The sequence below is a fragment of the Shewanella sp. P1-14-1 genome, assembly GCF_001401775.1.
Classification (GTDB): Bacteria; Pseudomonadota; Gammaproteobacteria; order Enterobacterales; family Shewanellaceae; genus Shewanella; species Shewanella japonica.
Genome location: NZ_LKTL01000010.1, coordinates 61220 through 87142 on the forward strand (window position 1 = coordinate 61220; position 25923 = coordinate 87142).

At 40.5% G+C, this 25923-nt stretch carries 21 protein-coding genes; 16 read left to right on the plus strand and 5 right to left on the minus strand.

Translation table 11 applies throughout. The annotated features are described in order from the left end of the window. Positions 1–63: 63 nt before the first annotated feature. Entirely contained in the window at positions 64–834 is a 771-nt protein-coding gene (locus AN944_RS09020; RefSeq protein ID WP_235530880.1) for a DUF2913 family protein, read from the plus strand. Between the two features lie 115 nt (positions 835–949). On the opposite strand, the gene AN944_RS09025 is transcribed toward AN944_RS09020, so the two are convergent. After that, positions 950–1432: a MarR family winged helix-turn-helix transcriptional regulator gene (locus AN944_RS09025; RefSeq protein ID WP_055024276.1), complete on the minus strand. Its 483-nt coding sequence runs from the start codon at positions 1430–1432 to the stop codon at positions 950–952. Between the two features lie 947 nt (positions 1433–2379). On the opposite strand from AN944_RS09025, the gene proB reads away from it, so the two are divergent. Together proB and AN944_RS09035 are read left to right on the plus strand one after the other, a co-directional pair. Next, a complete protein-coding gene (gene proB, locus AN944_RS09030; protein WP_055024277.1) occupies positions 2380–3486 on the plus strand; it encodes a glutamate 5-kinase in 1107 nt (368 codons plus the stop codon). Further along, positions 3483–4730, plus strand: coding sequence for a glutamate-5-semialdehyde dehydrogenase (locus tag AN944_RS09035; RefSeq protein ID WP_055024278.1), 1248 nt, complete (start codon positions 3483–3485; stop codon positions 4728–4730). The genes proB and AN944_RS09035 overlap by 4 nt, the downstream gene beginning before the upstream one ends. Before the next feature lie 133 nt (positions 4731–4863). Here AN944_RS09035 and AN944_RS09040 read toward each other — a convergent pair whose 3' ends face one another. After that, entirely contained in the window at positions 4864–5442 is a 579-nt protein-coding gene (locus tag AN944_RS09040; protein ID WP_055024279.1) for a DsrE family protein, read from the minus strand. 274 nt (positions 5443–5716) lie between these two features. Between AN944_RS09040 and AN944_RS09045 the strand changes: the two genes are divergently transcribed. From AN944_RS09045 to AN944_RS09055, 3 genes are all read left to right on the plus strand, one after another. Next, positions 5717–5983 (plus strand): DUF2960 domain-containing protein, encoded by a 267-nt coding sequence (locus AN944_RS09045; RefSeq protein WP_055024280.1) that lies wholly within the window; start codon positions 5717–5719, stop codon positions 5981–5983. Between the two features lie 15 nt (positions 5984–5998). After that, the gene (locus tag AN944_RS09050; RefSeq protein ID WP_055024281.1) at positions 5999–6508 is read left to right on the plus strand and encodes an RDD family protein; all 510 of its coding nucleotides are present in this window, start codon (positions 5999–6001) and stop codon (positions 6506–6508) included. 305 nt (positions 6509–6813) lie between these two features. Continuing rightward, entirely contained in the window at positions 6814–7929 is a 1116-nt protein-coding gene (locus AN944_RS09055) for a GGDEF domain-containing protein (protein WP_055024282.1), read from the plus strand. A gap of 127 nt (positions 7930–8056) precedes the next feature. On the opposite strand, the gene lptG is transcribed toward AN944_RS09055, so the two are convergent. Continuing rightward, positions 8057–9115: an LPS export ABC transporter permease LptG gene (gene lptG / locus AN944_RS09060; protein WP_055024283.1), complete on the minus strand. Its 1059-nt coding sequence runs from the start codon at positions 9113–9115 to the stop codon at positions 8057–8059. Further along, positions 9112–10224 carry an LPS export ABC transporter permease LptF gene (lptF, locus tag AN944_RS09065; RefSeq protein ID WP_055024284.1) on the minus strand — a complete coding sequence of 371 codons (1113 nt, stop codon included), beginning with the start codon at positions 10222–10224 and terminating at the stop codon, positions 9112–9114. Before lptF ends, lptG begins: the two co-directional genes overlap by 4 nt. Positions 10225–10479: 255 nt before the next feature. Here lptF and pepA point away from each other — a divergent pair, with 255 nt between their 5' ends. The 3 genes from pepA (at position 10480) to AN944_RS09080 (ending at position 15602) form a co-directional block, all read left to right on the plus strand. Further along, positions 10480–11988: a leucyl aminopeptidase gene (gene pepA / locus AN944_RS09070; protein ID WP_055024285.1), complete on the plus strand. Its 1509-nt coding sequence runs from the start codon at positions 10480–10482 to the stop codon at positions 11986–11988. A gap of 187 nt (positions 11989–12175) precedes the next feature. Beyond that, positions 12176–12628, plus strand: a complete 453-nt coding sequence (locus tag AN944_RS09075; RefSeq protein WP_055024286.1) for a DNA polymerase III subunit chi — start codon at positions 12176–12178, stop codon at positions 12626–12628. Positions 12629–12686: 58 nt separating this feature from the next. Then, positions 12687–15602 carry a valine--tRNA ligase gene (locus tag AN944_RS09080; protein ID WP_055024287.1) on the plus strand — a complete coding sequence of 972 codons (2916 nt, stop codon included), beginning with the start codon at positions 12687–12689 and terminating at the stop codon, positions 15600–15602. Positions 15603–15734: 132 nt separating this feature from the next. On the opposite strand, the gene AN944_RS09085 is transcribed toward AN944_RS09080, so the two are convergent. Further along, the gene (locus tag AN944_RS09085; protein WP_144430167.1) at positions 15735–16235 is read right to left on the minus strand and encodes a hypothetical protein; all 501 of its coding nucleotides are present in this window, start codon (positions 16233–16235) and stop codon (positions 15735–15737) included. A 682-nt stretch (positions 16236–16917) separates the two neighbouring features. Between AN944_RS09085 and AN944_RS09090 the strand changes: the two genes are divergently transcribed. The 7 genes from AN944_RS09090 (at position 16918) to AN944_RS09120 (ending at position 25918) form a co-directional block, all read left to right on the plus strand. Next, positions 16918–17385 carry a hypothetical protein gene (locus AN944_RS09090; RefSeq protein ID WP_055024289.1) on the plus strand — a complete coding sequence of 156 codons (468 nt, stop codon included), beginning with the start codon at positions 16918–16920 and terminating at the stop codon, positions 17383–17385. Between the two features lie 195 nt (positions 17386–17580). Then, positions 17581–18372: a hypothetical protein gene (locus tag AN944_RS09095; RefSeq protein ID WP_055024290.1), complete on the plus strand. Its 792-nt coding sequence runs from the start codon at positions 17581–17583 to the stop codon at positions 18370–18372. A 42-nt stretch (positions 18373–18414) separates the two neighbouring features. After that, entirely contained in the window at positions 18415–21546 is a 3132-nt protein-coding gene (locus tag AN944_RS09100; protein WP_055024291.1) for a carboxypeptidase-like regulatory domain-containing protein, read from the plus strand. Between the two features lie 84 nt (positions 21547–21630). After that, the gene (locus tag AN944_RS09105) at positions 21631–22047 is read left to right on the plus strand and encodes a hypothetical protein (protein WP_055024292.1); all 417 of its coding nucleotides are present in this window, start codon (positions 21631–21633) and stop codon (positions 22045–22047) included. Between the two features lie 252 nt (positions 22048–22299). Then, positions 22300–22635 (plus strand): PBPRA1643 family SWIM/SEC-C metal-binding motif protein, encoded by a 336-nt coding sequence (locus tag AN944_RS09110; RefSeq protein WP_055024293.1) that lies wholly within the window; start codon positions 22300–22302, stop codon positions 22633–22635. 326 nt (positions 22636–22961) lie between these two features. Then, positions 22962–23567 carry a hypothetical protein gene (locus AN944_RS09115; protein ID WP_119968870.1) on the plus strand — a complete coding sequence of 202 codons (606 nt, stop codon included), beginning with the start codon at positions 22962–22964 and terminating at the stop codon, positions 23565–23567. Next, on the plus strand, positions 23567–25918 hold the full coding sequence (locus AN944_RS09120; protein WP_055024294.1) for an EAL domain-containing protein: 2352 nt from the start codon (positions 23567–23569) through the stop codon (positions 25916–25918). The genes AN944_RS09115 and AN944_RS09120 overlap by 1 nt, the downstream gene beginning before the upstream one ends. Positions 25919–25923 lie beyond the last annotated feature (5 nt).

A 25923-nucleotide genomic window follows, 5' to 3' on the forward strand; every position in this document is an offset into this window, starting at 1 on the left:
CACAATCGGTATCACCTTATCAAAAGGCTTGGACATAACAATAATTTAATCGCTGAAGCCAAGTTGGTAGCAGCAATTCAAGCTCCTCTGCTACAATACACCTTATTTTATTCGTCTGATGACAACGCCCTATCACTGAACGATTTATCTGATACGGCAATTCAACCTAACGGTGTAAACAAAGTGCAAACCCAAACCTATAACCAAGCCATTTTAGCTGTGGCAGAAGCCGCTCAAATCGCATTAGCAGAGTCTGCAGCAAAACAAAAAGCCAAAAGAACATCCGCCCAAGAAAGCCACTTCTTGTGTGCTTGGTTAGTCGAAATGTTTAAAGTTAAACGTTTCCCTAAAATCGTTGCCAATGATATTTCTGGCTGGATTACGTTAGCTCGTAGTAAAGGCGCCGGCGCCATGCTTCCGCAACTGTTTGATGCTATTGCGACTCAATACCGCCAAGTTGAAAAACCTGCCATATCCCAACATCAAGCAGTACAGGAGTTACTTGCAGAACTGGAAACGGACGACTGGTTTGTTATCGCAGATAGCGCTTTTTCAAATGAGCCTAAAACTAAACTAAAGCTTGCAGGAAATGGTCAATCAAGTTTGGTGGTATGTGAAGATCAACTAGCGCAGCACTTTGAAGGTGATAAACTCACTAAAGCATTGCCAATTTATGTTCGAGGTGACGAAAAGCATTTTGCACAAAAGGCGTTAGATAAAGGCTTATTAGTCAGCCCTGGAAATAAAAAAACCAGTATGATTAAACACCATAAAACTTATTTAATTGCACCAAACAATCAATTAGGTGAGCTTTGCTTACTTGTCTCTATTTAGTCGTCACCTCAATAAGATAACGCCTTAACGCTAAACAAAGCGATGAGTGACAACGAAATAGCCATGAAGATATGGGCGCTTTAGACAAACTTTTAGCGCCCTATTGAGATTGGATTTATTGATGCTCGTGGGTATGTAACTGACCCACTTCTAAGACAGGTGATGCATCTAAATCTTCAGCATCCATCATACTTGAAATACGCTGCATAGTGGCCAGCATTTGCGACTGTTCCCATTCTTCCATTGATTCAAAACGGGTAATAAAGTGCTCTTGTAGCGGTGTTGGCGAGTCTTTTATGATGTCTTTGCCTTTTTCCGTTAAACTAATCCCCACTTTACGCTTGTCCGTTAATGACCTTGTACGCGTCACCAATTCACGTTTTTCTAATCTATCTAAAATACTCGTAATCGTGGCAGAGCTAAGATTAATTGTCAGTGCGACCTCTTTTACCATCGCATTATCATGATCTGCAATTGCTTGGAGCACTAATAACTGTGGGCTAGTCAATCCAGTTTCTTTACTCAGCTTTTTTGAATATAAATCAATGGCTCGAATCACTTGCCGCAAAGAGACGAGTAACTCTTCATACTTTTTCATAAGACAAACTCAGTTCAATACTAATGATTTCAATTCTATCAAATGCGTAATCAATCCTAAATACCGCCTTTAGTCTTAATAAAGCACGAACCTGTAAACTTTTCATGCAACATAGGTTGATCTTATTTAACAACTCCGTATCATAATAGTTTGTATTCTAATTATTAGTAGTAAACACATGTTGCAACCACGCGTTTTAAAGTCGTCACTGTTTTCAATCTCAAAATCTAGACTAATAGCAAGAAATTCACTGGAATTCGTTTGTTTTTGGTTAATCCTCGCAAGTTATATATTCAGCCCTTTGTATACAATATATAAATCGTACTCAAACGATAAAAATATAAAGTGATGAAAAATTCGTATTTAACATTCGCATTAAATTATTTTTTGATATTGATGTTAACTGGCAATACGATCAATTATCCCAGTACAAGCAAATCCCTCATTCAGCGTAAACACAACAAGCTGAATCGTCTTTGCTGTGCCCAAAGGCCTATACACTCTTGTTTACAGGCGTATAGTAGACTGTATGAGTATTTTTTTAGCTCTAAGAAAACCAATACTGCTGTTGGGTTATTTATCAGCTCTTTTGCTGTGTTTGGTTTCAAGTTCACACCACAATTTTACTTTAGCTTAGTTTTTACAGCTTTCGTTGCCGAGCTTTCAGGCCCTACTTTCAATTTATCCCAACGATATTATTCATATTCCACTTCATTCAAAAACACATTTATCAGTATCAGTGTATTGATTAACTGGTTCTGCATAACAGTGCTACAAGGTAGTTTTTCAGTTATTCGGCTTGCCATTCTTTTACGACTTAAATTAAGCATTAACGCACTAGCCACAAAAGTCGCTTTCTTCTTTAGCCATCTACTACCTCAACAAATAACCCTTAAATTTAAATTAGTTAATCGAAAGCTTGTCAAAAGCACATCACAAGAGGAACTATGTCTTTACGTCACAACACGCGCATCGTAGTCAAAGTTGGCAGTGCCCTTATTGCACCAGGAAACGATGGCTGTAGCGCTAAATACCTTAAAAATATTGCTCAGTTTATTCAAAACTGTCGCCAGCAAGGACAACAAGTAATACTTGTTTCATCTGGCTCTGTTGCTGCTGGGCGACAATGGTTTGATGTTGATTCGCCAACTAAAGCGTTAAAGAAAGCCATGGCAGCGGCAGGTCAAAATGACATGATGGCAATATGGGCTAAGTTACTCGATATGCCATTAGCCCAAATCCTGTTAACTCATGCAGATTTATGTAATAGAGAACGCTACGTCAGTATCAAAGACACCATTGAGTCATTGTTAGAGCACAATGTACTGCCTGTAATTAATGAAAATGACACCATGACGTCTGAAGAACTTAAAGTGGGTGATAACGACAACCTAGCAGCGATGGCAGCGGCGGCAATTGATGCTGATACCCTTATCATGTGCACAGACGTTAACGGCCTTTATGATAAAAACCCACATCAATACGACAACGCCCAACTTATTCAGCAAGTGAATGAGATAACCTCCAAAATATATTCAATGGCGGGAGGCGCGGTAAGCGCAACTGGCACAGGAGGGATGCTAACTAAAATCCAAGCGGCAGAAAAAGCCACTGCACAGGGTATTGATACCTTAATTATTAATGGGTTTGAGAATGCCTCTTTCGAGCAACTACTGGCAGGTAAAAACCCTGGCACCCACTTCCTAGCTAATATCGAGCCACTCTCACCCGCGATTCATTGGATGACGCACACTGTCAAAGAGCGTGGTGAAGTCATCATTAATGACACCACAACCACCCACTTTGCAAGTGATGAAGATATGCTCACAAGTGGCAATATCCTTGAGGTGAAGGGGCAGTTTTCGGCAGGAGATACCATCTTAGTATCGACCGATGATGGCACCAAAGTGGCTAAAGCTAAAACCAATTACAGTAGCTGTTTACTTAATTATATCGCTCAAGAACAGGATGACGAGAATACAAGCCAAAGCTATTTTGCGCAAAACGATTCTATTATTTCGAAAGAGCACTTAACCGTATTGGAGAACGAATGAATTTAATTACAGATATTGCAAAGCTGGCCTCACAGGCCTCACGCTCTTTAGTTAACTTAGACACCGAAACTAAAAACCATATTCTAAACGTTATGGCAGCAGAATTGCGCAATGCGGTGACCACGATCCTCGAAGCGAATCAACTGGATATGGACAATGCAAAACAAAATAACTTAGCCAGTGCCATGCAAGACAGATTGCTATTAAACGAACAACGAATTGAACTAATGGCAAAAGGACTAGAAGAGGTAGCACTACTCCCCGATCCTGTTGGTAAAACCCGCGACTTAGGTGAGCAACCTAATGGCATCAAGATCAGTAAAATGCGCATCCCACTTGGCGTTGTCTGCATGATCTATGAAGCAAGACCCAATGTCACCGCTGATGCTGGCGCATTATGCTTTAAATCAGGCAATGCCATTATTTTACGTGGCGGTAAAGAAGCATTGCATTCAAGCAAAGCCATTGCCTCAATACTACAAAAAACCTTAGTCAAATTTGATTTACCTGAAGCACTCATTAGCGTCGTGCCCAACGCTGACAGAGCCTTATTAATGGATTTAATGCAACAACGTGAATATATTGATGTCATTATTCCTCGAGGCGGTGAAGGGTTAATTAACTTTGTCACAGATAACAGTAAAGTGCCTGTGATTCAGCACTTTAAAGGAGTCTGCCATTTGTATATAGACAAATATGCTGACTTCGACAAAGCCATTAAATTACTGTTAAACGGTAAGACACAACGAACAGGCGTGTGTAATGCGCTAGAAGGATTAATCGTTCATAAAGCCATTTTAAATGACTTTATGCCGTTAGTTGCTAAACATATGGCAGAGCAAAATGTCTTGATTAACGCCTGCCAAACTAGCCTCCCATTTTTTAACCAAGCTCAATTATTGCAAGATGACCAATTTGGTACAGAATATCTCGACCTTGAAATAGCGGTTAAAACTGTCAATAGTTTGAATGGAGCACTGGATCATATCCATCAGTTTGGCAGTAATCATACCGAGGTTATTTGCACTGAAGACAAACAGCGTGGTGAGTTATTTCAGCGCAGTGTTGATGCTTCAGTCGTGATGGTGAATGCCTCATCGCGATTTTCTGACGGTAGCCAATTAGGCTTAGGCGCTGAAATAGGTATTGCTACGACAAAATTACACGCCTATGGTCCAATGGGACTGGAATCGTTAACGGCTGAAAAATTTTTAGTTTCAGGTGATGGTCAAGTTCGAGATTAGTAATATCACCAGTCAATAAATAGTGATCACATTGACGTCCTTGTCGTTAAATCAACGGTATTTTAGATAAAAATAAAGCCCTTTCGAGGGCTTTACTATTTATATTCTAAATTAAGGTAGCCAGACATCTTGGCTAAAATGGATTAAGACTATAACCTTCTTGGGCTAATACGGCATGAGCTGTCATTGCCGACAAAGCCATATCGACACCTGGTAATAATGCCGTGTGTTCTAAACCATAATAAGCAGCGCTTTGGCCGCAAATATAAATTTTAACGCCATGATTTATCAGCTGCTGCACTAACTCTTTATTAGGATTTCCCTCACTAACATCTTTGCCATGAACCTGTTGGTAAAAAGCATCATTAGCCAAATCAGTTATCGACGATCCATGAACGACCATAGCTAATTGAATATCTTGTGGCTTAACGTCTGCCTCAACATGCATATTAATAAACCGTGCTAAGGTATTTAGGCTACGATTAACTTCGCTGGGCTTAGCAGCTTTGCTCATATCAAATGCCACTTTAAATACCATACCTTTTGGGATCACTAAGCTCGACGTCACTGGCGCAATCTTACCGTATTCTTTTATGGTCGCGCCGGATTTAAAAGCCTCTTTGCCTGCAATGGCTGACGGTGACATCAGCATAAGTGCTCCAATAAATAGCACTGTGCTGACATTGAAAACCTGCTGATAATAGTTAACCATTTAATCTGCTTCCTTGTGATAATACGATTTATGAAGATGCGTAATAAACCTTTCAAACTCTAATCAGTTAATGTTGATTTAACAAGCAATAGATAAGCTGTCGGTATTTGCCAAGCGTATGCGTATAGCTGAGCAATAACAAAACTATCTTGCACAGATCAGTTTGGTTATAATGGCGCCTGTTGACAGTAGTTGTTGTGAACTTACTTTGTCATACACTATTTTCGTATAAGCCATAAACCTTATACCTACAGCATTTGTTTCAGGAGTTCCCATGGCTCGCCAAGTCATTTATACCTTTAAAGGTCAAACCAAAACTATCGCATTCAGTTACGACAAACATCATGATCTTTACGAAGCTGCTGCAGAAGCTGAAGGTATCGACTTAAGCCGCTTTTTAGCGATGGAACAGCAAATAGCGCTCACTTCTAAAAAAGGGGCTCGCGCCGAAAAGGATTTCCGTAAAACTGAGTTTGCTCGCTTTGGCTTTTCAAGCATTAAGTTTGTGCGCGAAGACGACGAAGAAACATCAAATAGCTAATCGATAGGAAATCACATGATCAACACAGAACACGCAAACTTTCCTCGAGCCAGCTTCACGAGACGTTGCGGTGCAATGATTTATGACGGCCTATTAGCCGTTGCCGTTTATATGGTGGCAGGGGCTGTCGGCTTTGGTTTATTTTTAGGCCTAACCAGCACAGGTGTTATCGGCATGAATGGTCACGAGCATGTATCAGATCTACTAAATCAAACACCGCTTTATCAAGGAATTTACCAGCTTTGGTTGGTGATGTGTGTTGTGGCTTTTTATGCGCTATTTTGGAGTCGTGGTGGCCAAACTCTCGGCATGCGAGCGTGGCGCTTGAAAGTTCAGCACCCTAACGGACAAAATTTAAGTTTCATCACAGCCGTAGCTCGGGTTGTATGGTCATTTGCAGGGGTTAGTAACCTGTTTATTTTAATTAATCCTGACAAGCTTGCCCTACAAGATAAAATGACACGCTCCGAAGTTGTAGTGCTATCGGTTGAGGCTAATCAAATGCGCAACTGGCATGGTGCTTAACCGATATTAGCTAACGAGAAAACCTGCTTAATCTTCATAAGCCAACTGAATTTTCAGTTGGCTTTTTTAATGGAGTTACTGCTTTATCCGATAAAAAAGCCTTTGTAACAGGTATTGTCCTCTCAAAAGAAGTCGAAAATACTCTATTTACTCCAACAATTCCTGCACAGCAAGTTCAATCTAACTTGGCGTTGGTTAAATACTACGCTATCTTAGGGGACAAGGTGTTGAGTAATCTAAGAGACTCTGTGAAGTGACATCTTAATAAAGGAATATTAAGTTCTCAAAAGGAAGCTGATTAACAGTTGAAATTTTTAACAGCGATTAAAACATTGCTTGTCAATTATCTTAACCGAGGTACTGAGCTTTATGACGACCCAGAAAAGCGTCATAGAATACTCATTATCAATTGGTTCGGGATGGTTGGCTTTTCGATTACATTTATTTTAGGTATCAACGCTTACTTTCAAAATAACGACCGACTTGCCATTGTTCTGCTGCTATCTTGCGTTCTTTTTTTCTTGTCTTTATTGAATCACTGGAAGTTTTTAAAACAGTATCGGTTTGAAACCTCTGCCACACTCATCCAGCTTAGTTTGCTCGCCTTAATGCTGTATTTAGTTTATAGCGGTGGGGCCAATAACACTGGGCCATTATGGGTTTTTTTAGTCCCTCCTGTCATGATGTTCTTTGGCGGGCTTAAAGGTGGTTTACGCAATACTAGTGTGTTTATCACGTGTTACTGCATCATCATGTTTTACCCAGAAAATCAATTACTTGAAGCGAGTTACACACACGAGTTTAAAACCCGTGTGCTGTACTCATTAATTACACTGACTTTCTTATCTGGTTATTACGAATACTCTCGCCATCAATCATTTCAGCATGTAAAGCAATTGAGCGCCAAATTTGAACAACAAGCTTTACGGGATCACTTAACCGATATTCCTAATCGACGAGCCATGATGGAGCAACTTAATTACGAGTATGCCAGAGTCGTTAGAAATAATTATGATATGAGCATACTGCTTATTGATGTGGATTTTTTCAAAAAGATTAACGACAAATACGGTCATCAATGTGGTGATGAAGTGCTTATTAAGTTGGCAAAATCCTTTACTGCCACTTTACGTAAGCAAGATATGATTTCACGTTGGGGTGGTGAAGAATTTCTGATTTTATTGCCTCATACTGTGTTTAATGACGCATTTGAAGTGGCAGAAAAAATCAGGAAAACTATCCAACAAAACCCAATAACATTCGATGATAAAACAATTGAGATAACGGTCAGTATCGGTATAGGTAAAGCTGATATCCATCATTCTGTTGACTCGGCAATATCACAAGCTGATGAACATTTATATCAAGCTAAAGAAGAAGGACGTGATAGTGTCTACCCCAAAGTGGATAAAATAGCCTAGCCATTTACATTTCTATTCCCATCATTAACGTTCTTTGTTGATATTCCATGAATAAAAAAGCCAGCAATTGCTGGCTTTTTAGGACTATTTTTTAAAAAAGGTGTCGCTTGTATTTGGCGCGATTGAGTTACTTACGAATATAGTAAAGCGCACCTAAACTAAATAATAACGGCGGCATCCCAGCACTGATGTATGCTGGCAGACCATAAACAATACTCAATGGTCCAAAGATTTCGCTACAGATATAAAAACTAAACCCAGCCACCACGCCTAATAAAACTCGTGCGCCCATTGTTACCGTTCGTAAAGGCCCAAATACGAAAGATAACGCCACCAAAATCATCACAGCAACCGTCACTGGTTGCATAATTTTACGCCAAAGCGCTAATTCATAACGACTAGGATCTTGTTGATTTACTTTCAAGTAGTCCAAATAGCCAATGAGTCCTTGAATACTCAAGGCTTCAGGTTTTACCGATACGACACTTAGCTTATCTGGGGTGAGTGTTGAGTTCCACACTCTTTCTTCTTGGTACTCTAGGGTAATCTTTTCTTCTGTGATGTGCGTATTTTTTACATCCATTAATCGCCATACGCCATTAGCGAAATTCGCTCGCATCGCTTGGGTCATGGTTTTTAATTTAAGGTCATCATCAAATTCATAAAAAGTGATATTGTTGAGGGTGTTAATGGACTCTACCTCGCCAATATTGACAAATAAATCACCGTCTCTCGCCCATACACCGCGATGAGACTTAATCAAACTACCGCCAGATACCTTAGTTGCTTGTAGCTCTTTAGCACTTCGTTCAGCAACTGGAGCGCCCCACTCGCCTAATGCCATAACAATAATCATGAGGGGAATAGCTGTTTTCATCGCAGAAACAGTGATTTGTAACCGAGACATCCCTGAAGCCTGCATCACGACTAATTCTGAATTAGAGGCGAGCATCCCCATACCAATTAACGCACCAAGTAATACCGCGATAGGGAAAAACAACTCAATGTCACGTGGAATTAAATACAGCACATAAATCACTGCATCTAACATGGTATAAGCACCACGCCCCACAACTCGCAGTTGATCAACCCATTTAATAATTCCTGACAAACCTGTCAAGATAAGTAGACATAATGCAGATGTACTAATAATAACGCGAGCAATGTAGAGGTCTAATATCTTCATGATGCCACCTGCTTGCGCTTAAAGCTTTGCAATAATTTGGCGCCACTTGGACGTTCCTTACCTAACAAAAATAATCCAATCACTAATGCAGACCCATGGATCCACCACATACCTAAAGCAAGTGGTATAACTTCATCTTCCAAGGCTTTTCGACCTGCAACCATTAATCCGAAATAGCCCAAATAGAGCAAAATAGCAGGGAACATTTTAGCAAACTTACCTTGCCTTACATTGACACGAGCTAATGGCACTGCAATTAACGTCATCAGTGGAATAGCTAGTGGTAACGCTAATCGCCACTGGAACTCTGCAACCGCCTCTGGCCCAGGAGTATCAAGTAGCTCACCCACTGGCAGTGCAGACATTTTACGCCGCCTTTCATCCACTTCTTGCTCTTTAATTTCCATCCGATAACCACCAAACTCAATCATTTGATAGTCGAGGTTTTGAGCGCTACCTTGATAACGAATACCATTATCTAACTGTAACTGTTGACTGCCAAAGCTGTCTTCAACCACACGACCTTGCTCAGAAACAACAATATTAGTTAGGCCTTCTTCGTCTTCTGGATCGGGAAGTTGCGCAACAAATACTTTTTCAAGTTCATTGGACTTAGATATTTTTTCTACAAAAAGAACCGCCCTACCATTAGGGCTTGCCTGAAAACGGCCTTGAACAATCGCAGCAAGGCCTGCTTCTGACTGGGCCTGCTCTAATACTTGATTTTGCCTCTCTTCCGCCCACGGTCCAACATACACAGATAAAATACCTGTGAATATTAAATTGGCCACGGCAATCAGTAAAGTAACGCGAGTAACATACCACTCACTGATCCCAACGCCATGGAGCACCACCATTTCGTTTTCGGCATACATTCGCCCGTGAGCAAGTAAAATGCCCAAGAAAAAACTTAATGGCAGCACCAATACCGTCAATTGCGGTAAATTTAGACCTAATAAGGTCAATACTAATGTGGCGGGAAATTCGCCATTTGAGGCATCCCCTAATACACGCACAAATTGCTGGCTAATAAAAATAGTTAATAGCACCAAAAGTATCGCAAATTGCGCTTTTAAAACTTCAACGATCAAGTATCTAAATACAATCACAGGTAGGATCCACTGTCTAAACTTGTCTTTTTGCTGGTATCAGAGTAAGTTCACTATAAAATGTCTGCTTTTAGCAGTTATTGATAGTTTTCTGACCAGCTCGTGAGCTTCCTTTAGTGTAATTCATTTAGCAGCTATAGCAGAAAATTACCAAGGATTTATTTCCTTAAAGGGTTGTAAATATGGCCTAACAGGCCTAATTAAAACATTATCTAATAAATATAAAAATTTGTCTTTAATAATCTAGGAGTGCTCATGGAGTTTAGCGTAAAGAGCGGCAGCCCCGAGAAGCAACGTTCAGCTTGTATCGTTGTCGGTGTATACGAACCACGTCGTTTATCTGGTATCGCGGAGCAATTGGATAAAATCAGTGAAGGTTACATCAGTAACCTACTTCGACGCGGTGATTTAGAAGGCAAGCCAGGACAGATGTTGTTATTACATCATGTTCCGAATGTGCTAAGTGAGCGCGTTTTATTGGTTGGTTGTGGTAAAGAGCGTGAACTTGATGAACGCCAATACAAACAAATCATCACCAAAACCATCAATACTTTAAACGAAACAGGTTCGATGGAAGCGGTTTGCTTCTTGACTGAATTGCACGTTAAAGGTCGCGATACGTACTGGAAAGTTCGCCAAGCCGTTGAGACGACTTATAACAGCTTATACAGCTTTGACACCTTAAAAACACGTAAAGGCGAAACTCGTCGTCCATTACGTAAAATGGTGTTTAATGTACCGACACGTCGTGAACTAACGATTGGTGAACGTGCAATCGATCATGGAATGGCTGTCGCATCAGGTATGGATTTATGTCGTGACGTTGCCAATATGCCACCTAATATCTGTAATCCTGCTTACCTTGCATCTCAAGCACGTCAGATTGGTGAAGTTCACCAAAACCTGACAGTAACGACTGTCGGTGAAGAGCAAATGGCTAAGCTAGGCATGAACTCATACCTAGCAGTTGGCCGTGCCAGTGCCAATGAATCCATTATGACAATCATGGAGTACAAAGGCGCTGTTGATGAAACAGAAAAGCCAATTGTCCTCATTGGTAAAGGCCTGACGTTTGACTCAGGCGGCATCTCATTAAAACCAGGTGATGGCATGGATGAGATGAAGTATGACATGGGCGGCGCAGCAGGTGTTATTGGCGCAATGAAAGCCTTATGTGAAATGAATTTACCTATAAACGTTATTGGTATTCTTGCAGGCTGTGAAAACATGCCATCAGGTGATGCTTACCGTCCAGGTGACATTTTAACCACCATGTCAGGCCAAACTGTCGAAGTATTAAATACTGATGCAGAAGGACGCTTAGTGCTTTGTGATGTACTGACTTATGTTGAACGTTACGACCCTGAATTGGTTATCGATACCGCAACATTAACTGGCGCTTGTGTGATTGCCTTAGGTAAACATGCCTCTGGTTTATTCTCTTCACATAACCCGCTAGCTCACGAACTATTAAATGCGGGTGAGCAATCAGGTGACCGAGCATGGCGTATGCCGATTTGGGATGAGTATCAAGAAATGCTTGAGAGCCCATTTGCTGACATGACTAACTTAGGCGGTCGTCCAGCAGGTTCTATCACAGCTGCATGTTTCTTATCTCGTTTCACTAAGAAATATAACTGGGCACATATCGATGTGGCAGGTACAGCTTGGAACAGCGGCGCAAATAAAGGTTCTACAGGTCGCCCTGTGCCATTATTAAGTCAGTTCTTAATTAACAGAGCTGGTGTTGATCAAGGCGAATAAGCCTTATTATCCAAGTTAGACAATGCGTTTTATAAAAAAAGGTGAAGAAATCATTCTTCACCTTTTTTATTTATAAATGATTTAAAACTAATCACATCTAAATGTTAATTTAACCGCTGTCCACCCTAGCCCCATGAGTTGCTTTTAGTGTAAAATCCGTCTTTACTTCGTCAAATACAGTAAAAGCATGCCAAAGACTCTGTTTTACTTAATGCCCGCCATCAATACGCAGCCAAGTGCAATCGAAAGTGTATTTTTAAGCGCCTGCCAATTAGCAGAAAAGCATTATCGTCAGCAGCAATTAATTTATATTCATTGCCAAGACAAGCAGCAGGCATACGCCATTGACGAATTACTTTGGCAATTTGAGCCAACGGCATTTGTTCCCCACAATTTAAAAGGGGAAGGACCGGTAACCGGTTCACCTGTGGAAATTGGTTTTGATAAATTAGGCGCGAATAAAAGCCGCCATTTACTCATTAACCTCGCAGATCAAGTGCCATCATTTGCGGTTAACTTTCCGCATATTATCGATTTTGTTGCTAATGATGATGCGCTTAAACAAATTGCACGTGCTCGCTATCGCGAATATAAGCAATTAGGCATTGAGCTCACAACAACTGAGTTCACTGGCGTTTAAGTCAGTTGATTCGTTAACAATACCAACTATTAATTTAGATTGAGAAAACAAAAATCCCATGGAAAAAACATATAATCCGCAGTCAATTGAGCAATCTCTTTACCAAAACTGGGAAGAGCAAGGCTACTTCAAACCACATGGCGATGAGTCAAAAGGTAACTATTGCATCATGATCCCGCCACCGAATGTGACGGGTAGTTTGCACATGGGTCATGCATTCCAAGATACCATCATGGATACCTTGACTCGTTACCAACGCATGAAGGGTAAAAATACCCTTTGGCAAGTGGGTACTGACCATGCGGGTATTGCAACTCAAATGCTGGTTGAACGTAAAGTCTTTGCAGAAGAAGGATTAGGCCGCCACGACTTAGGCCGCGATAACTTTATTGAACGCATTTGGGATTGGAAAAATGAATCTGGCGGTACTATTACTAAACAGCTACGTCGTTTAGGCGCATCAGTTGATTGGGACCGTGAACGTTTTACCATGGATGAAGGCATGTCTGAAGCCGTACAAGAAGTGTTTGTACGTCTATACGATGATGAGTTGATTTACCGTGGTAAACGCTTAGTAAACTGGGATCCAAAACTGCACACTGCAATTTCTGATCTTGAAGTTGAAAACAAAGAAAAGCAAGGCAGCATGTGGCATTTCCGCTATCCGCTTGCTGAGGGTGCATTAACTGCTGATGGTAAAGACTATTTAGAAGTCGCCACTACACGTCCTGAAACCATGTTAGGTGATAGTGCTGTTGCAGTTCACCCTGACGATGAACGTTATCAATCACTGATTGGTAAGTTCATTTTATTGCCAATCGTAAACCGTCTTATTCCTATCGTAGCTGACGATTATGTCGACATGGAATTTGGTACAGGTTGTGTAAAAATCACACCTGCACATGACTTTAACGATTATGAAGTCGGTAAGCGTCACGCCCTGCCAATGTTCAACATATTAACCATCAATGCTGACATTCGTAGCGCAGCAGAAGTGGTTAATACTGACGGCACAGCAAATAATGAATTAGATAACAGCTTACCAGAGCGTTATGCAGGTTTAGAGCGTTTTGCCGCTCGTAAAGCCATCGTTGAAGAGTTCGAGACTTTAGGTCTACTGGGCAAAATCGACCCTCACGGATTGAAAGTGCCTTATGGCGATCGTTCAGGTGTGGTAATCGAGCCATTACTGACCGACCAATGGTATGTATCAGTTGCACCTATGGCTAAAACTGCGATGGAAGCTGTTGATAATGGCGACATCAAGTTCGTACCACAACAATACGAGAACATGTACAACTCTTGGATGCGCGATATTCAAGACTGGTGTATCTCTCGCCAACTTTGGTGGGGACATCGTATCCCAGCTTGGTACGACGAAGCAGGTAAAGTCTATGTAGGTCGTGACGAAGCTGAAGTTCGTGCAAAGCATAACTTAGATGAGTCTATTGTCTTACGCCAAGATAACGATGTGTTAGACACATGGTTTAGCTCTGCGTTATGGACATTCTCAACATTAGGTTGGCCAAAAAACACCGAAGAATTAAAAGCTTTCCACCCAACAGATGTGTTGGTTACAGGCTTTGATATTATTTTCTTCTGGGTTGCCCGTATGATCATGATGACCATGCATTTCATTAAAGATGAAAATGGCAAACCACAAGTCCCGTTCAAGACTGTGTATGTGACAGGTCTTATCCGTGATGAAGCGGGTAACAAAATGTCGAAGTCTAAAGGTAACGTACTTGACCCATTAGACATGATTGACGGTATTGACCTTGAGTCACTTGTGACTAAGCGTACTGGCAACATGATGCAGCCTAAACTTGCAGCTAAGATTGAAAAAAGCACGCGTAAAGAGTTTGCTGACGGTATCGAAGCACATGGTACTGATGCGCTACGTTTCACTTTAGCGTCAATGGCTTCAACAGGACGTGACATCAACTGGGACATGAAACGCCTAGACGGTTACCGAAGTTTCTGTAACAAAATCTGGAATGCTTCACGCTACGTACTAATGAACACCGAAGTACAAGCTGAAGGCGCTGATGATGATGCTATCGGTGAAGCGTTAGATTGCGGTCAACTGCTCGTTGATGGCAAGCCAGGTGCGATGGAGTTGTCTCTTGCTGATCGCTGGATTATCGGTTTGTTCAATCAAACGGTAAAAGCTTATGATGAGCATATGGCAAACTACCGCTTTGACTTAGCCGCTAACACTATTTATGAGTTCACTTGGAATCAGTTCTGTGACTGGTACTTAGAGCTAACGAAGCCTGTAATGCAAAGCGGCAGCGAAGCACAGCTTCGTGGTACACGTCATACTCTAGTCACTGTACTAGAAAAAATGCAGCGTTTAATGCACCCAATGATGCCTTATCTCACCGAAACTATCTGGCAGCGCATTAAACCGTTAGCAGGAGTTGAGGGAGAGACGTTAATGTTGGCTGAATTCCCTGAATTTGATGCCGCTAAAGTAGACTCTCAAGCGATGGAAGATCTTGAGTGGGTTAAGCAAGTGATTACAGCTGTACGTAATATTCGTGCAGAACTTAACATTGCTCCTTCTAAACCACTTAACGCCCTACTACGCGGCGTGAGTGAACAAGACAAAGCACGTCTAGAAGCAAACCAAACCTTCTTCAAGACCCTAGCTAAGCTTGAATCTATGACTATTCTTGCCGACGGTGAAACAGCGCCAATGTCTACAACACAGCTTGTAGGTGATATGGAGCTGTTAATTCCAATGGCTGGATTAATTGATGTTGCTAAAGAAGTGGCTCGTATCGACAAGCTACTTGAAAAAGCAGCTGGCGAGTTCAAACGTATTGAAGGCAAGTTATCGAATCAAGGGTTTGTCGCTAAAGCACCTGCAGCCGTGATTGAAAAAGAGCGTGCTAAACAAGCGGAATACCAACGAGATATTGAAAAGCTAACCGAACAAAAAGCTGAACTGGCTAAACTAGAAAGTTAACCTCAGTAATACGAAAAAGGCCATCAACAAAAGTTGATGGCCTTTTTCTATTTCTTCTATGTCTAAATTGACTTGCACAGTCAAAGCCCTGTTTGTGAACGGCTGCCGATCTTAGATGCTAGATGGGGAAACTTATTGCTCATTGACGCTTAAGGTATATTGCGGATATTTAGCCCCTTGGCTAGATTTTTTATTCGCCACAACCTTAGCGCCTATTTCGATGTACTCTCCATCGACACCAGGATTGTCTAACCCCATTGCAGGAAACGTTTTATAAGTGGTATTTTTATAGCGAATTTTAATGTTTTTTATTTGGATTAGCGGCTCATTATTCAAACTAATAAAATTAATCGTTATGGGATCGCTAGTATCAGAAGTAATAAAATAGCGCCCTTGATAATAATCATCATCAAGCAAAGTCGCATTGGTTGAATTACCAATCTCGCCTTTCCAGTTCACTACCACAGTAGAACTTGTTCCGCTATTTTGTAACACCGTAGGAAATTTAATAGGCTGAATTTCTGTAATAACAATTTGTGCGAAAGCTGAAGAACAACACAGCACACTTAACGTAGCAAGCAAGGTCAACTTTATGAGTTTGAGATATCTGGAAGAGTCAATACAAGTTGGCATACCGCTGACCACTCAATTTTATTATTATTTTTATTAATCATTGATTTTAAGGTACTTTAAAAACAAAAATGTAATTAATAAACCTTAAGCAAATAAAAGCTAAATTAAGTCTATAAAAACATTTTGTATCAAATAGTCTTATCAATATTTTCTCGCATCATCTCAATAATGTTACAAAAAATCAACAAACTCATTTAAGAAAGTCAGACAATGTTGACGAGTTCAGTCTACTCAATTTTTCGTTGAATTCTGTAAAATCCCCAGCCTAAGATCAATGTTGTACATTTTTAAATCAAAAGATCGTCTAGATGAAACCTTGTTGACTGACCAAAAAACAAACAAAAAATACCGTTATATCAACAGCATCAAAAAACCAACTAAACTACTCAACTAATAAATAAGATCTTTCATAGCCGATATTATTCTAATTTTCATAGAGTTAAACGCCAGTTTGAAATCTAATACTTTGTAGCTAGTATTTTAAATTAAACTTTAGCAATAACTTATAACTCTTAGCTATACAAAGAAATGCAAGACACAATTGTAATCAAAGTGTTGCAAATTATTTCAATACTGCTATTTTGACTTTACCCATTGATTAAGTCCTTGTTTAAAAGCGACAAATATCCACATAAAAATTATGGGCTATTAAAATTATAATATTACACCTGGGAACAATAAAATGACTAAAAAAATACTATTATCATCTGTTATCGCCTCTACACTATTTCTTTCTACTCAAGTGGGTGCCGCAGACGAAACAGGTACTGCTAACTTCAACTTAATCTACCCAATCACTGTATCTGAAACGACCCAAATGGAATTTGGTGATGTATCTATCGCTGCTGATGGCCAGTGTGCTCTTGATTACTCAGATACAACTTCTGGAGCTGCATGTGTTGCTGGTGGTAATGCTGCACGTACTGGTGTGTTCAATGTGGCTGCCGCTGACGGAACAGTAAACCTTTCAGTATCTGGTCCTGATACGTCTGTTTCTGGCGTTACGTTTACCCCAACTCTTGCTAGTGCAACGGGTACTGTCTCTGGTAATACGTTAGACGTTGATGTTGCTGGTACACTTGATATCGTTGCAGCTTCAGCAACTGAAGGGACTCACGCACTGTCTTACACTCTTTCAGTGGTTTACTAAACCTGTTATCTGATTTAAGCAATTTACCCTAACCTATATTGCTTACATCACCAGTAACATTGATGAATCCCGCAACGTGGTTGCGGGATTATATTCACCCCACTAACAAACAAAATTAAAATAAGCTCGAAGTAAGCTAACAATAATAATTAATAAATTTGCATTTAATGCATCAAAATTTAGCTGGGCAACAATATGAAAAACTTACTACTTATAACCACTTTGGTGTTAAGTCTTATACCTAGTGTGAGTGCAAACTTACTCGTGACACCAACCCGTGTCGAACTTGACAACCAGCGCAACAAAAGCGCCGTTTTTTCATTAGTTAATAAAAGCAGCGACACCGCTCGCTACGAAATTTACCTTGAAGACAAACAGTTACTCTCCAATGACGAATTTTTAACTTTAGAGCCTAAAACAAGTCCTACTTCACTTACCAGTTTCACCCGTTACTCTCCTCGACGAGTCAGTCTATCCCCTGAGCAAGGCGCAAGAGTAAGGCTTGCTGTGCGCCCGCCAAAAGACATCAAAGCTGGTGAATACCGAAGCTACATCGTTTTTCATCAAATCCCTTTAGCCCCGACCACAGTTTCAGACACCACTGAATCCAATGACACGATGAACTTATCAGTCACAGCCTATTTACGTATTGCCATTCCGGTGATCATGAGAGTCGGTGATTTAATCGCAGAATTAACAGTGAACGGAGAATTGCTAGCAAGCCCAGATAATCAGCAACAACTAATTGTTGATATCGCCCGCAGCGGTCAACGTAGCAGTTACGGTGATATTGAAGTGTATGACAGTGCATCTAATCAATTAGTTGGCAGTTTAAAAAATGCATCCATCTATACTGAAAACGATCAACGTCGATTTGCAATAACACTTAGCCAAGCAGTAAAACCTGGGACGGCTCTACTGATTAGATATGTTGAAAATGACACTTTATTCGAGGCTAAAACAATCGAATCCGTGATCAAATTATAAGGACAGTGTGACTGAAAAACACCTACTTTATCTCGGCAGATTATGCTTTTTCGGCATATCAACCGTATAGCAAAATATACTTTTTGTATTTGTTTATTATTGCTATACATAGAAACAATCAATCCAGGGCTTGAATCATCAACGCCCTGGAGAACCGATTCAATTGATTTTATTGCCAACCTCAATCTCGCCGCCTCAAACAACCAATCCCAACATAAAGAAAGGGAAATCCCTGACAAAGAAGCTACCATCAATGACTCGTTAACGAAAACGGGCTCATCATTACAGCAAAGCACTTCATTTCAACCTCAAACCAAATCAAAGACAATGGCGTCAGAATCAATAACAACTACGCCAGAACCTGAGTTAACTATCACATCAAAGCCAATAGCACTTACATCAACAGTATTAACTTCAGCTTCTACTTCAGCATTAGTCAAACCCGCTATAGTGAACTCTGAAAACAAGAAAAAAGTTAACATTAAGCCTGAAACAGTCTCTTCCAAGAGAGCACCAACAATTGGCTCAGCCCCTATTAATGGCCTTAGCAACCTGCCAACTAATCAAGAATTTAGTCAACAGTCTAGTCAAAAAACTAGCCAACAAGTGACACTATCTGACGCGTCAAAGCTCATTCAAGCTACCTCGCCAGTGACTGTAGCCTCAACAGCAAATAATCCTGAAATAGCATTAGCGAATTGTTCTCGACGACTGACTCGAAGTTACACAAGTTCTGCTGCAAATGAAGAGCAATTTCTTGTCGGGCAGTTTAATTATGGTTCTGAGCAGCTAAGCGATGAGATTTTTATCTATCAAGATAAAGCAACTCTTTACCTGCCAATACAATTTTTAGCCGATAATTTGATGCTACCGTTACAAGTTAACATGCAACCATTAAGCGTGAGCGGCTGGTATTTGACCACGGAAAACACTGTCGATATAAGCCAACAACTCATGCAATTTACTGCGCAAAATAGTGATTGTAATCAAAACCCAACTGACGTCTATTTTGATGATTGGGACATCTATGTCGATATTGAGGTGGTAGAGCAAATACTGGGATTAGAAATTCACTTTGATCATGCTCGTCAGTTACTTGCGGTGAATGAAAATACCTTAGTTCCACTTAGTCAGCTGCTTGAGAGGCAAAAGCGCCACCAGCAATTTAATCATCAAAAAAATGCCAATGACCAACAAAGAATGCGTCAAGTAACTAGCGAGTATGCCACGATTGGCGATTTGGCGTTACATGCAGATGTCGGCGTCTCACAACGTAAACAAATAGAAACCCAACAACCGAATGTTGATGGTTTTATCCAAGTAAGGACTGATTTACTCGGACATAGTGCCTATGCTGGTTACTCTTGGTCGGAATACGGCGAAACATTTAACGCCTATATAGAAAAAGCAATGGCCGACACTTGGGTTAAATACTATCGACTTGGTAGTATCGACTCCCATAACTTGGCGTTGGTTTCAGGCGCCAGCTCTGGTGAAGGTCTCATTCTTAATGCTGGTGACGCATTTTCAGATGACATTAGATACATTGTCGTTGAAGGTGAGTTAGAGCCAGGGTGGGATGTTGAATTATACCGAAATGGCGGTTTAATCAGTGTTCAACGTGTTGGTGACAATGGACAATATCGCTTTGAACAAGTGCCCTATTATATTGGAACTAACCAATACCAATTACGTTTATTTGGGCCAAATGGTGAAACACGAACAGAGTCCTTTAGTAAACTGCTCGACCCTTCTTTAATGCAAGCCGACAGCTTCGGAATGAACTTTGGCGTGATGCAACGAGAGCAAGATGATTTAAAACAAGTTTACGCGAGTGCAAACTGGGCGGTATCTGATAACTTCTCGGCTGGTATTGCCTTAATTGAGCAACAAGTGAGTGATAACAAATGGCTGTTCAACCCTTCTTTGACTTTCAGTATGTTAACCGACAACAGCGTCTGGCAACTTAATCTCACAGGAAATGAAACTGGAACAGCTGCTAACATTATTGCCCAAGGGAGTAATAGCCTAATTGACTGGCAAGCAGAATGGGCACACTACCAAGACTTTGAATCATGGGAAAATCCAAATAACCAAGTAAAACAACTGGCCAATATTAATGTGAATGGCAACCTAGACCACACGAATATGAGCTGGGGGCTCAATGGCTCATGGCAAGAACAAAACTTTGGTACAGACAGTATTTACCTTGGAGCAACTGTAGCAGGCCAGTTTCAGCACCTAGCATTAAGTAACGAGTTAAGTTGGCAAAACATCGCCGATACACAACGTTGGGCCAATCGATTAGCCCTTTCAGGTCGAGTCTCCGACTGGTACTTACGTAGCTATGCTGATATTGCACTGCTGCCCACAACAGAACTCACCCAGTTAGTGTCTAATGCCAGTACGTCTTTAAGCGAGCAAAGTAACTATCAGTTTGAAGTTCGTTACCAACCAATGGCATTAGCAGAAGTTACGGTGAGAAACTCTTTATCTTATTTTTTAGATACCAGTACCTTAAGGCTGACATTAGAAAATGACTCTGAAGGTGATTGGTTTGCACAATTTAAGTGGAGTAGTTCTGCGCTATTAATTGCACCCGATAACACTTGGTTACTGGACAGAGTTAGCCATTTAAATACTGGAAGTGTAAAAATTATCGCTTTTCAAGATGACAACAACAACGGCCTATTTGATGAAGATGAATTACCACTCAGTGGTCTACGTTTTTCAGGCCATAGTCAAGCTGATAACGCAACGGATGAGCGCGGCCAGTTATTAATTACCCACATACAAACTTCAAGGCCACATCGCCTTGTGCTAAATGAGCAATCACTACCTGACCCATTTTTACTGCCTCAAAACAGCATTTTATTAGTAAACGCTCATCCAGGGAATGTAGCCGAAGTGCTATTTCCTGTGTTATTTACTGCAGAGCTAGATGGCGAGATATTTTATGATGATGGGGTTGCGGCAAAAGGTGTGCTGGTGACGTTAATTGATGACGCTGATAATCAATATCATGCCCGAGTAGAGTACGATGGAGTGTTTATCTTTGAGCAACTGGTACCCGGTCGCTATCAAATTGAAATCAATAAACAACGCCAAGCCACACCAATCGAACTGAAGCCAGGTGAATATGTGACCCTCGCCACACAAACCATTTCTCGTTAAACCAAAACAAGATAAATAAGTGCGCATTTATTCAGCAACAACTAGAATAAATTATGGATTTATTGATGTGGAAACAAATAAAGCATGTCACTCTTTATGTTGGTGGTTGCCGTTTCACAAGCCCATTTTAACTTAGTGACCCCTGTGTCTATTGAGCAAATTCGACCAATGGATCTTGGAATGATATACAACCAAGCCAACGTTAATTGCCAGTTAGATCAATTTAACCGTCAGGGTAACGGCTGCCTCACTTCCGATAATCAACTCGGTCAATTTAAAATTCAAGGTAATGGCGAGTCTTCTATTAACGTGAGGGTTTACCCAACTTCCACGTCCAACGTATTATTTACCCCTATTCTGCCCAATGGCAATCAGCAGCAATCATTTGCTTTATCTGAAACAGCAACAATTATCAATGTCGGTGGTAAAGTGGATGTGCTTAACGATGAAAATGTTGGGCAACAGCAATTGTCATACACCATTGAAGTGAATTATCACTAACCGACAAAACAACGCAATAGCTCTTTCTTTCACAGGTCTTTATTGTAAGTGCTAAACAATACTCGCATATTGGCAAGTGTTTCTAGTCAATTGCTCTGATTTCCTGTATAAGCATCGCCTCTAGAATATTTTTCAACTTTCTTAACCAAGCACTTTGTTTGCAAACATCAAAGCCAACAAGCTTGCACGTTATAAAAGTCAATCAATATAAAGATTCAATTTTTCATATTTATAAGATGGGCAGGTACGATTATGTCAGACAAATTTTTCTTCAAAGGCCGTCAAACGCCTAAACCTGCCTATGGCGAAAGTGGTTACAATACTAAACGTCAGGCTAAGCTTGGCACTAAAGTTAAGCCACTAACCTTGTCAGTTCAAACCGCAGAAAGAGCTGCGCAAGTACAGCAAATACTAGATGACAAAAACCTGTTTGCGAACATGACTGTTGATGAAAATACCCCTGAAAATATTATTGAGCTAGAGGGCATTATCAATAAGCCTACCGCAGTAACAGCCGAAGCAAAAATTAACCGCAACGATCCTTGCAGCTGTGGCAGTGGCAAAAAATACAAAAAGTGCTGTGGTTAATCATGCCTTGGCTTAAGCAATTCATTAGGACAGCTTAAAGCGACACACTAAGCACCACTTTAGCTTGAACAATAAAAATGGAATCAAAACATGTTTTTGATTCCATTTTTTTGTTATGAAAATATCTTTATTTTGTGAAATATTATAAGCTTAACTTCGTTCTTATTATACTCAGTCATAGTGTGCTTAATAAAAGGCAACACTTTTATCAACAGGTTAATTAATCAACCAACGTGATACTAGAGGTCAGAGTGAACACAGTCATAGCAGTAAAGTCCTTGATAACGGCGGGCATCTTGTGCTGCGCTACCCTAAGTTGGCCCGTCATGAGTCAACAATTTAGTCTCGTTAACAGTAACCATACTCCTATGGCAAATATGGTGGTATATCTCACTGCTACCTCTCCTTCTTCAGTAAAAAAGATAGCCCCTGAATCAACTCAGCCTCCAATTGAAATACATCAAGAAAATAAACAGTTCAGCCCATATATCACGGTTATTCAACAAGGTTACCAACTCAAATTTGTTAATGATGATGATATTACTCACCACATTTATTCGGCATCAGGCCCCAAACGCTTTTCGTTTAAACTACGCAAAGACAGCACTCAACAAGATATGTTATTTGATCAATCAGGCCACATTTCAATGGGGTGTAACATCCATGACTGGATGAGCGGACATGTGTTGGTGGTCGATACTCCTTATTACGGCGTGACTGATTCAAATGGTAACGTCACATTCGATGAGCTACCTGATTCTGAATATCAACTCGTTGTCTGGCACCCGCAATTACGGGCAGATAACAATCAATTTAGCCAGACGATAACAACGCCTTTAGCAGAGGCATTAACCATACAAATAACTGCATCAATGGACGACATCCCAACTCAACAAAGTTTGGATGACTTTGACTTTCTGGATGGATATTAATGCGAAATACGTTCAATAGTATTCAAACTCGAATATTCACCTTTTTCATGGTGTTATTAATAGCTGTTCAAGCTATTTCTTTTGCCATTAATTACTATTCGAATAAACGTTTAGAAAAACAGCAGTTAGAAAACCAACTGTCAGTAGCTGAGTTGGTATTTAAGTCAGAATATGACAACCGAAATTACTATTTATCCGCTTTTGCCGAAACGGCTGCAAAAGACTTTGGCCTTAAAGATATTTTTATTGATGGCGACAGCCGCAGTTTTTTGGTGGCATTAAATAATCATCGAAAACGCATCAATGCAGACTTAGCTATTGCAGTTGATCATAAAGGGAATGTGATTGGCGAACTGTTAACGACAGCAAAAGGACCTAACAAAGGCAAAGTTAATGTTGGACCAGAACAAGGTCAACCATTTAGATTCCCGCTTACAACAGAATTTGAAACCAATAGCCCCATATACCCTCTTGGCGAGCATGTTTATCAGTTAAGGTTTTCACCATTAACCAGTGGCGCAGCAAACATTATTGGCTGGGTGGGCTTTGGCTTTATCATTGGCGACGAGTTAACGCATTCGTTATCGGAGCAAACCGGCTTGAACACTGGATTTTTGCTCACATCTGAAAAAAGTAACCAATTAATTAGCCTCTCCAATACCAGATTCACCCACGAAGACCATCAAGTCATCAGTGACTTTATTGAACACAATCAAACCAATGATGAATACATTTTATGGCAATCAGATTTAGGTGAGGTTAAGCGTGATAGCCAAGACAATGTTCAACTACATGCCTTTATGTATTTGAGTCGCAATGCTGCGCTTGAATCAGCACAAGATCATTGGTTTCAACAATTATTATTGATTTTATTAATGTTGCCGATGTCACTATTTGTGGCCTACATTATTGCTCGAGGTGTCACTAAGCCACTTACATTATTGATAAAACAAGCTCGATTTATTGCAAAAGGTAATTACAATTCAAAGGTAGAAGTTGGCAACAGTGCAGAGATGAAAGAACTCGCTGAAGAAATCACTGCCATGCAACAAGCCATATTAAGCCGTGAAAACAAAATAGCCTTTCAAGCCTACCATGACCCACTGACCAATCTAGGTAATAAAAACGAGTTAATCCGCATCACCTCGAGTTGGTTCGAAAGCAAATCTCCATTAGCAATATGCCTGATTAATATTCGTCGTATGACTGAAATCAACGGTACCTTAGGTCATGTTGTTGGCGATATGGTGATCACAGAAGTTGGCCGTCGATTAGCAAGCTTTGATGAAATAGATCTCGTCTGCCGTATTAACGGCGATGAATTTGTCCTTGCTATTGAGCACACAGAGCAAAAATCACTTACCGCATTAATAAATCATGTCCAACAAACTGTTGAAGCCAATTACTGCTATCAAGACATTTCGTTGCATTTACAAACCACTATCGGCATCAGTTTTGTTTATTACCCAAGTGATCTCGAAACACTATTACGCCAAGCCGACACCGCCTTACAGTATGCAAAGAAACATCGTCAGCATTTACAGATTTACCACCAGCAAATTGATGTTAATACCGTAGACAGACTGCAATTAGTCAACGACCTAAAACCGGCAATTGAGCAAGATGAGCTAGTGTTATTTTACCAACCTAAGCTGAACCTCAAGCTCAATAAAGTAACCCATGTAGAGGCATTGGTTCGTTGGCAACATCCGATAAGAGGCATGATCCCGCCAGATAGCTTTATTCCTATCGCTGAAAAAATGGGACAAATGAATGCTCTAACGAACTGGGTAATCAATCAAGCGCTAGACCAATACCTACTATGGCAACAACAAGGAGTTGAGCTCTCCATAGCAATCAATATTTCAGCTGAGAATTTAAAGGATGATCAATTTTGCCAGCATATTTTGCAAATGATTAAAGATAAGAAAGTGCCTATCGAAGCATTAACACTGGAGATCACCGAGGATGCCGTTGTTGCCGATCCTGAACATGCCATCAAGCAACTTACAGAGCTCAAACAGCATGGGCTTAAGCTATCAATTGATGATTACGGTACTGGCTACTCCTCTTTAGCCCAGCTAAAACAACTTCCCGTGGATGAGCTAAAAATTGATAAGTCATTTGTGCAAAACTTGATGAGCAGCGAAGACGATAAAATTATTGTCAGTTCAACCTTGCAGCTTGCCCATAACCTAGGTTTAAAAGTGGTGGCTGAAGGCATTGAAGATGAAGGTTCTCTCAAATGGTTAACCCAGCGAGGCTGTGAAATGGGCCAAGGCTTTTACTTGTCAAAACCCGTTGATGCCGAAAAGTTAACCCAATGGTTATCACAATCAAATTACCGTTAACACGT

Coding starts and splice junctions, on each gene's coding strand:
- AN944_RS09100 (WP_055024291.1), top strand. CDS start 18,415: ATGCTTTTTCGGCATATCAACCGTATAGCAAAATATACTTTTTGTATT.
- pepA (WP_055024285.1), top strand. CDS start 10,480: ATGGAGTTTAGCGTAAAGAGCGGCAGCCCCGAGAAGCAACGTTCAGCT.
- lptG (WP_055024283.1), bottom strand. CDS start 9,115: ATGAAGATATTAGACCTCTACATTGCTCGCGTTATTATTAGTACATCT.
- AN944_RS09120 (WP_055024294.1), top strand. CDS start 23,567: ATGCGAAATACGTTCAATAGTATTCAAACTCGAATATTCACCTTTTTC.
- AN944_RS09040 (WP_055024279.1), bottom strand. CDS start 5,442: ATGGTTAACTATTATCAGCAGGTTTTCAATGTCAGCACAGTGCTATTT.
- AN944_RS09025 (WP_055024276.1), bottom strand. CDS start 1,432: ATGAAAAAGTATGAAGAGTTACTCGTCTCTTTGCGGCAAGTGATTCGA.
- proB (WP_055024277.1), top strand. CDS start 2,380: ATGTCTTTACGTCACAACACGCGCATCGTAGTCAAAGTTGGCAGTGCC.
- AN944_RS09090 (WP_055024289.1), top strand. CDS start 16,918: ATGACTAAAAAAATACTATTATCATCTGTTATCGCCTCTACACTATTT.
- AN944_RS09045 (WP_055024280.1), top strand. CDS start 5,717: ATGGCTCGCCAAGTCATTTATACCTTTAAAGGTCAAACCAAAACTATC.
- AN944_RS09110 (WP_055024293.1), top strand. CDS start 22,300: ATGTCAGACAAATTTTTCTTCAAAGGCCGTCAAACGCCTAAACCTGCC.
- AN944_RS09035 (WP_055024278.1), top strand. CDS start 3,483: ATGAATTTAATTACAGATATTGCAAAGCTGGCCTCACAGGCCTCACGC.
- AN944_RS09050 (WP_055024281.1), top strand. CDS start 5,999: ATGATCAACACAGAACACGCAAACTTTCCTCGAGCCAGCTTCACGAGA.
- AN944_RS09115 (WP_119968870.1), top strand. CDS start 22,962: ATGAGTCAACAATTTAGTCTCGTTAACAGTAACCATACTCCTATGGCA.
- AN944_RS09095 (WP_055024290.1), top strand. CDS start 17,581: ATGAAAAACTTACTACTTATAACCACTTTGGTGTTAAGTCTTATACCT.
- AN944_RS09075 (WP_055024286.1), top strand. CDS start 12,176: ATGCCAAAGACTCTGTTTTACTTAATGCCCGCCATCAATACGCAGCCA.
- AN944_RS09085 (WP_144430167.1), bottom strand. CDS start 16,235: ATGCCAACTTGTATTGACTCTTCCAGATATCTCAAACTCATAAAGTTG.
- AN944_RS09080 (WP_055024287.1), top strand. CDS start 12,687: ATGGAAAAAACATATAATCCGCAGTCAATTGAGCAATCTCTTTACCAA.
- AN944_RS09105 (WP_055024292.1), top strand. CDS start 21,631: ATGTCACTCTTTATGTTGGTGGTTGCCGTTTCACAAGCCCATTTTAAC.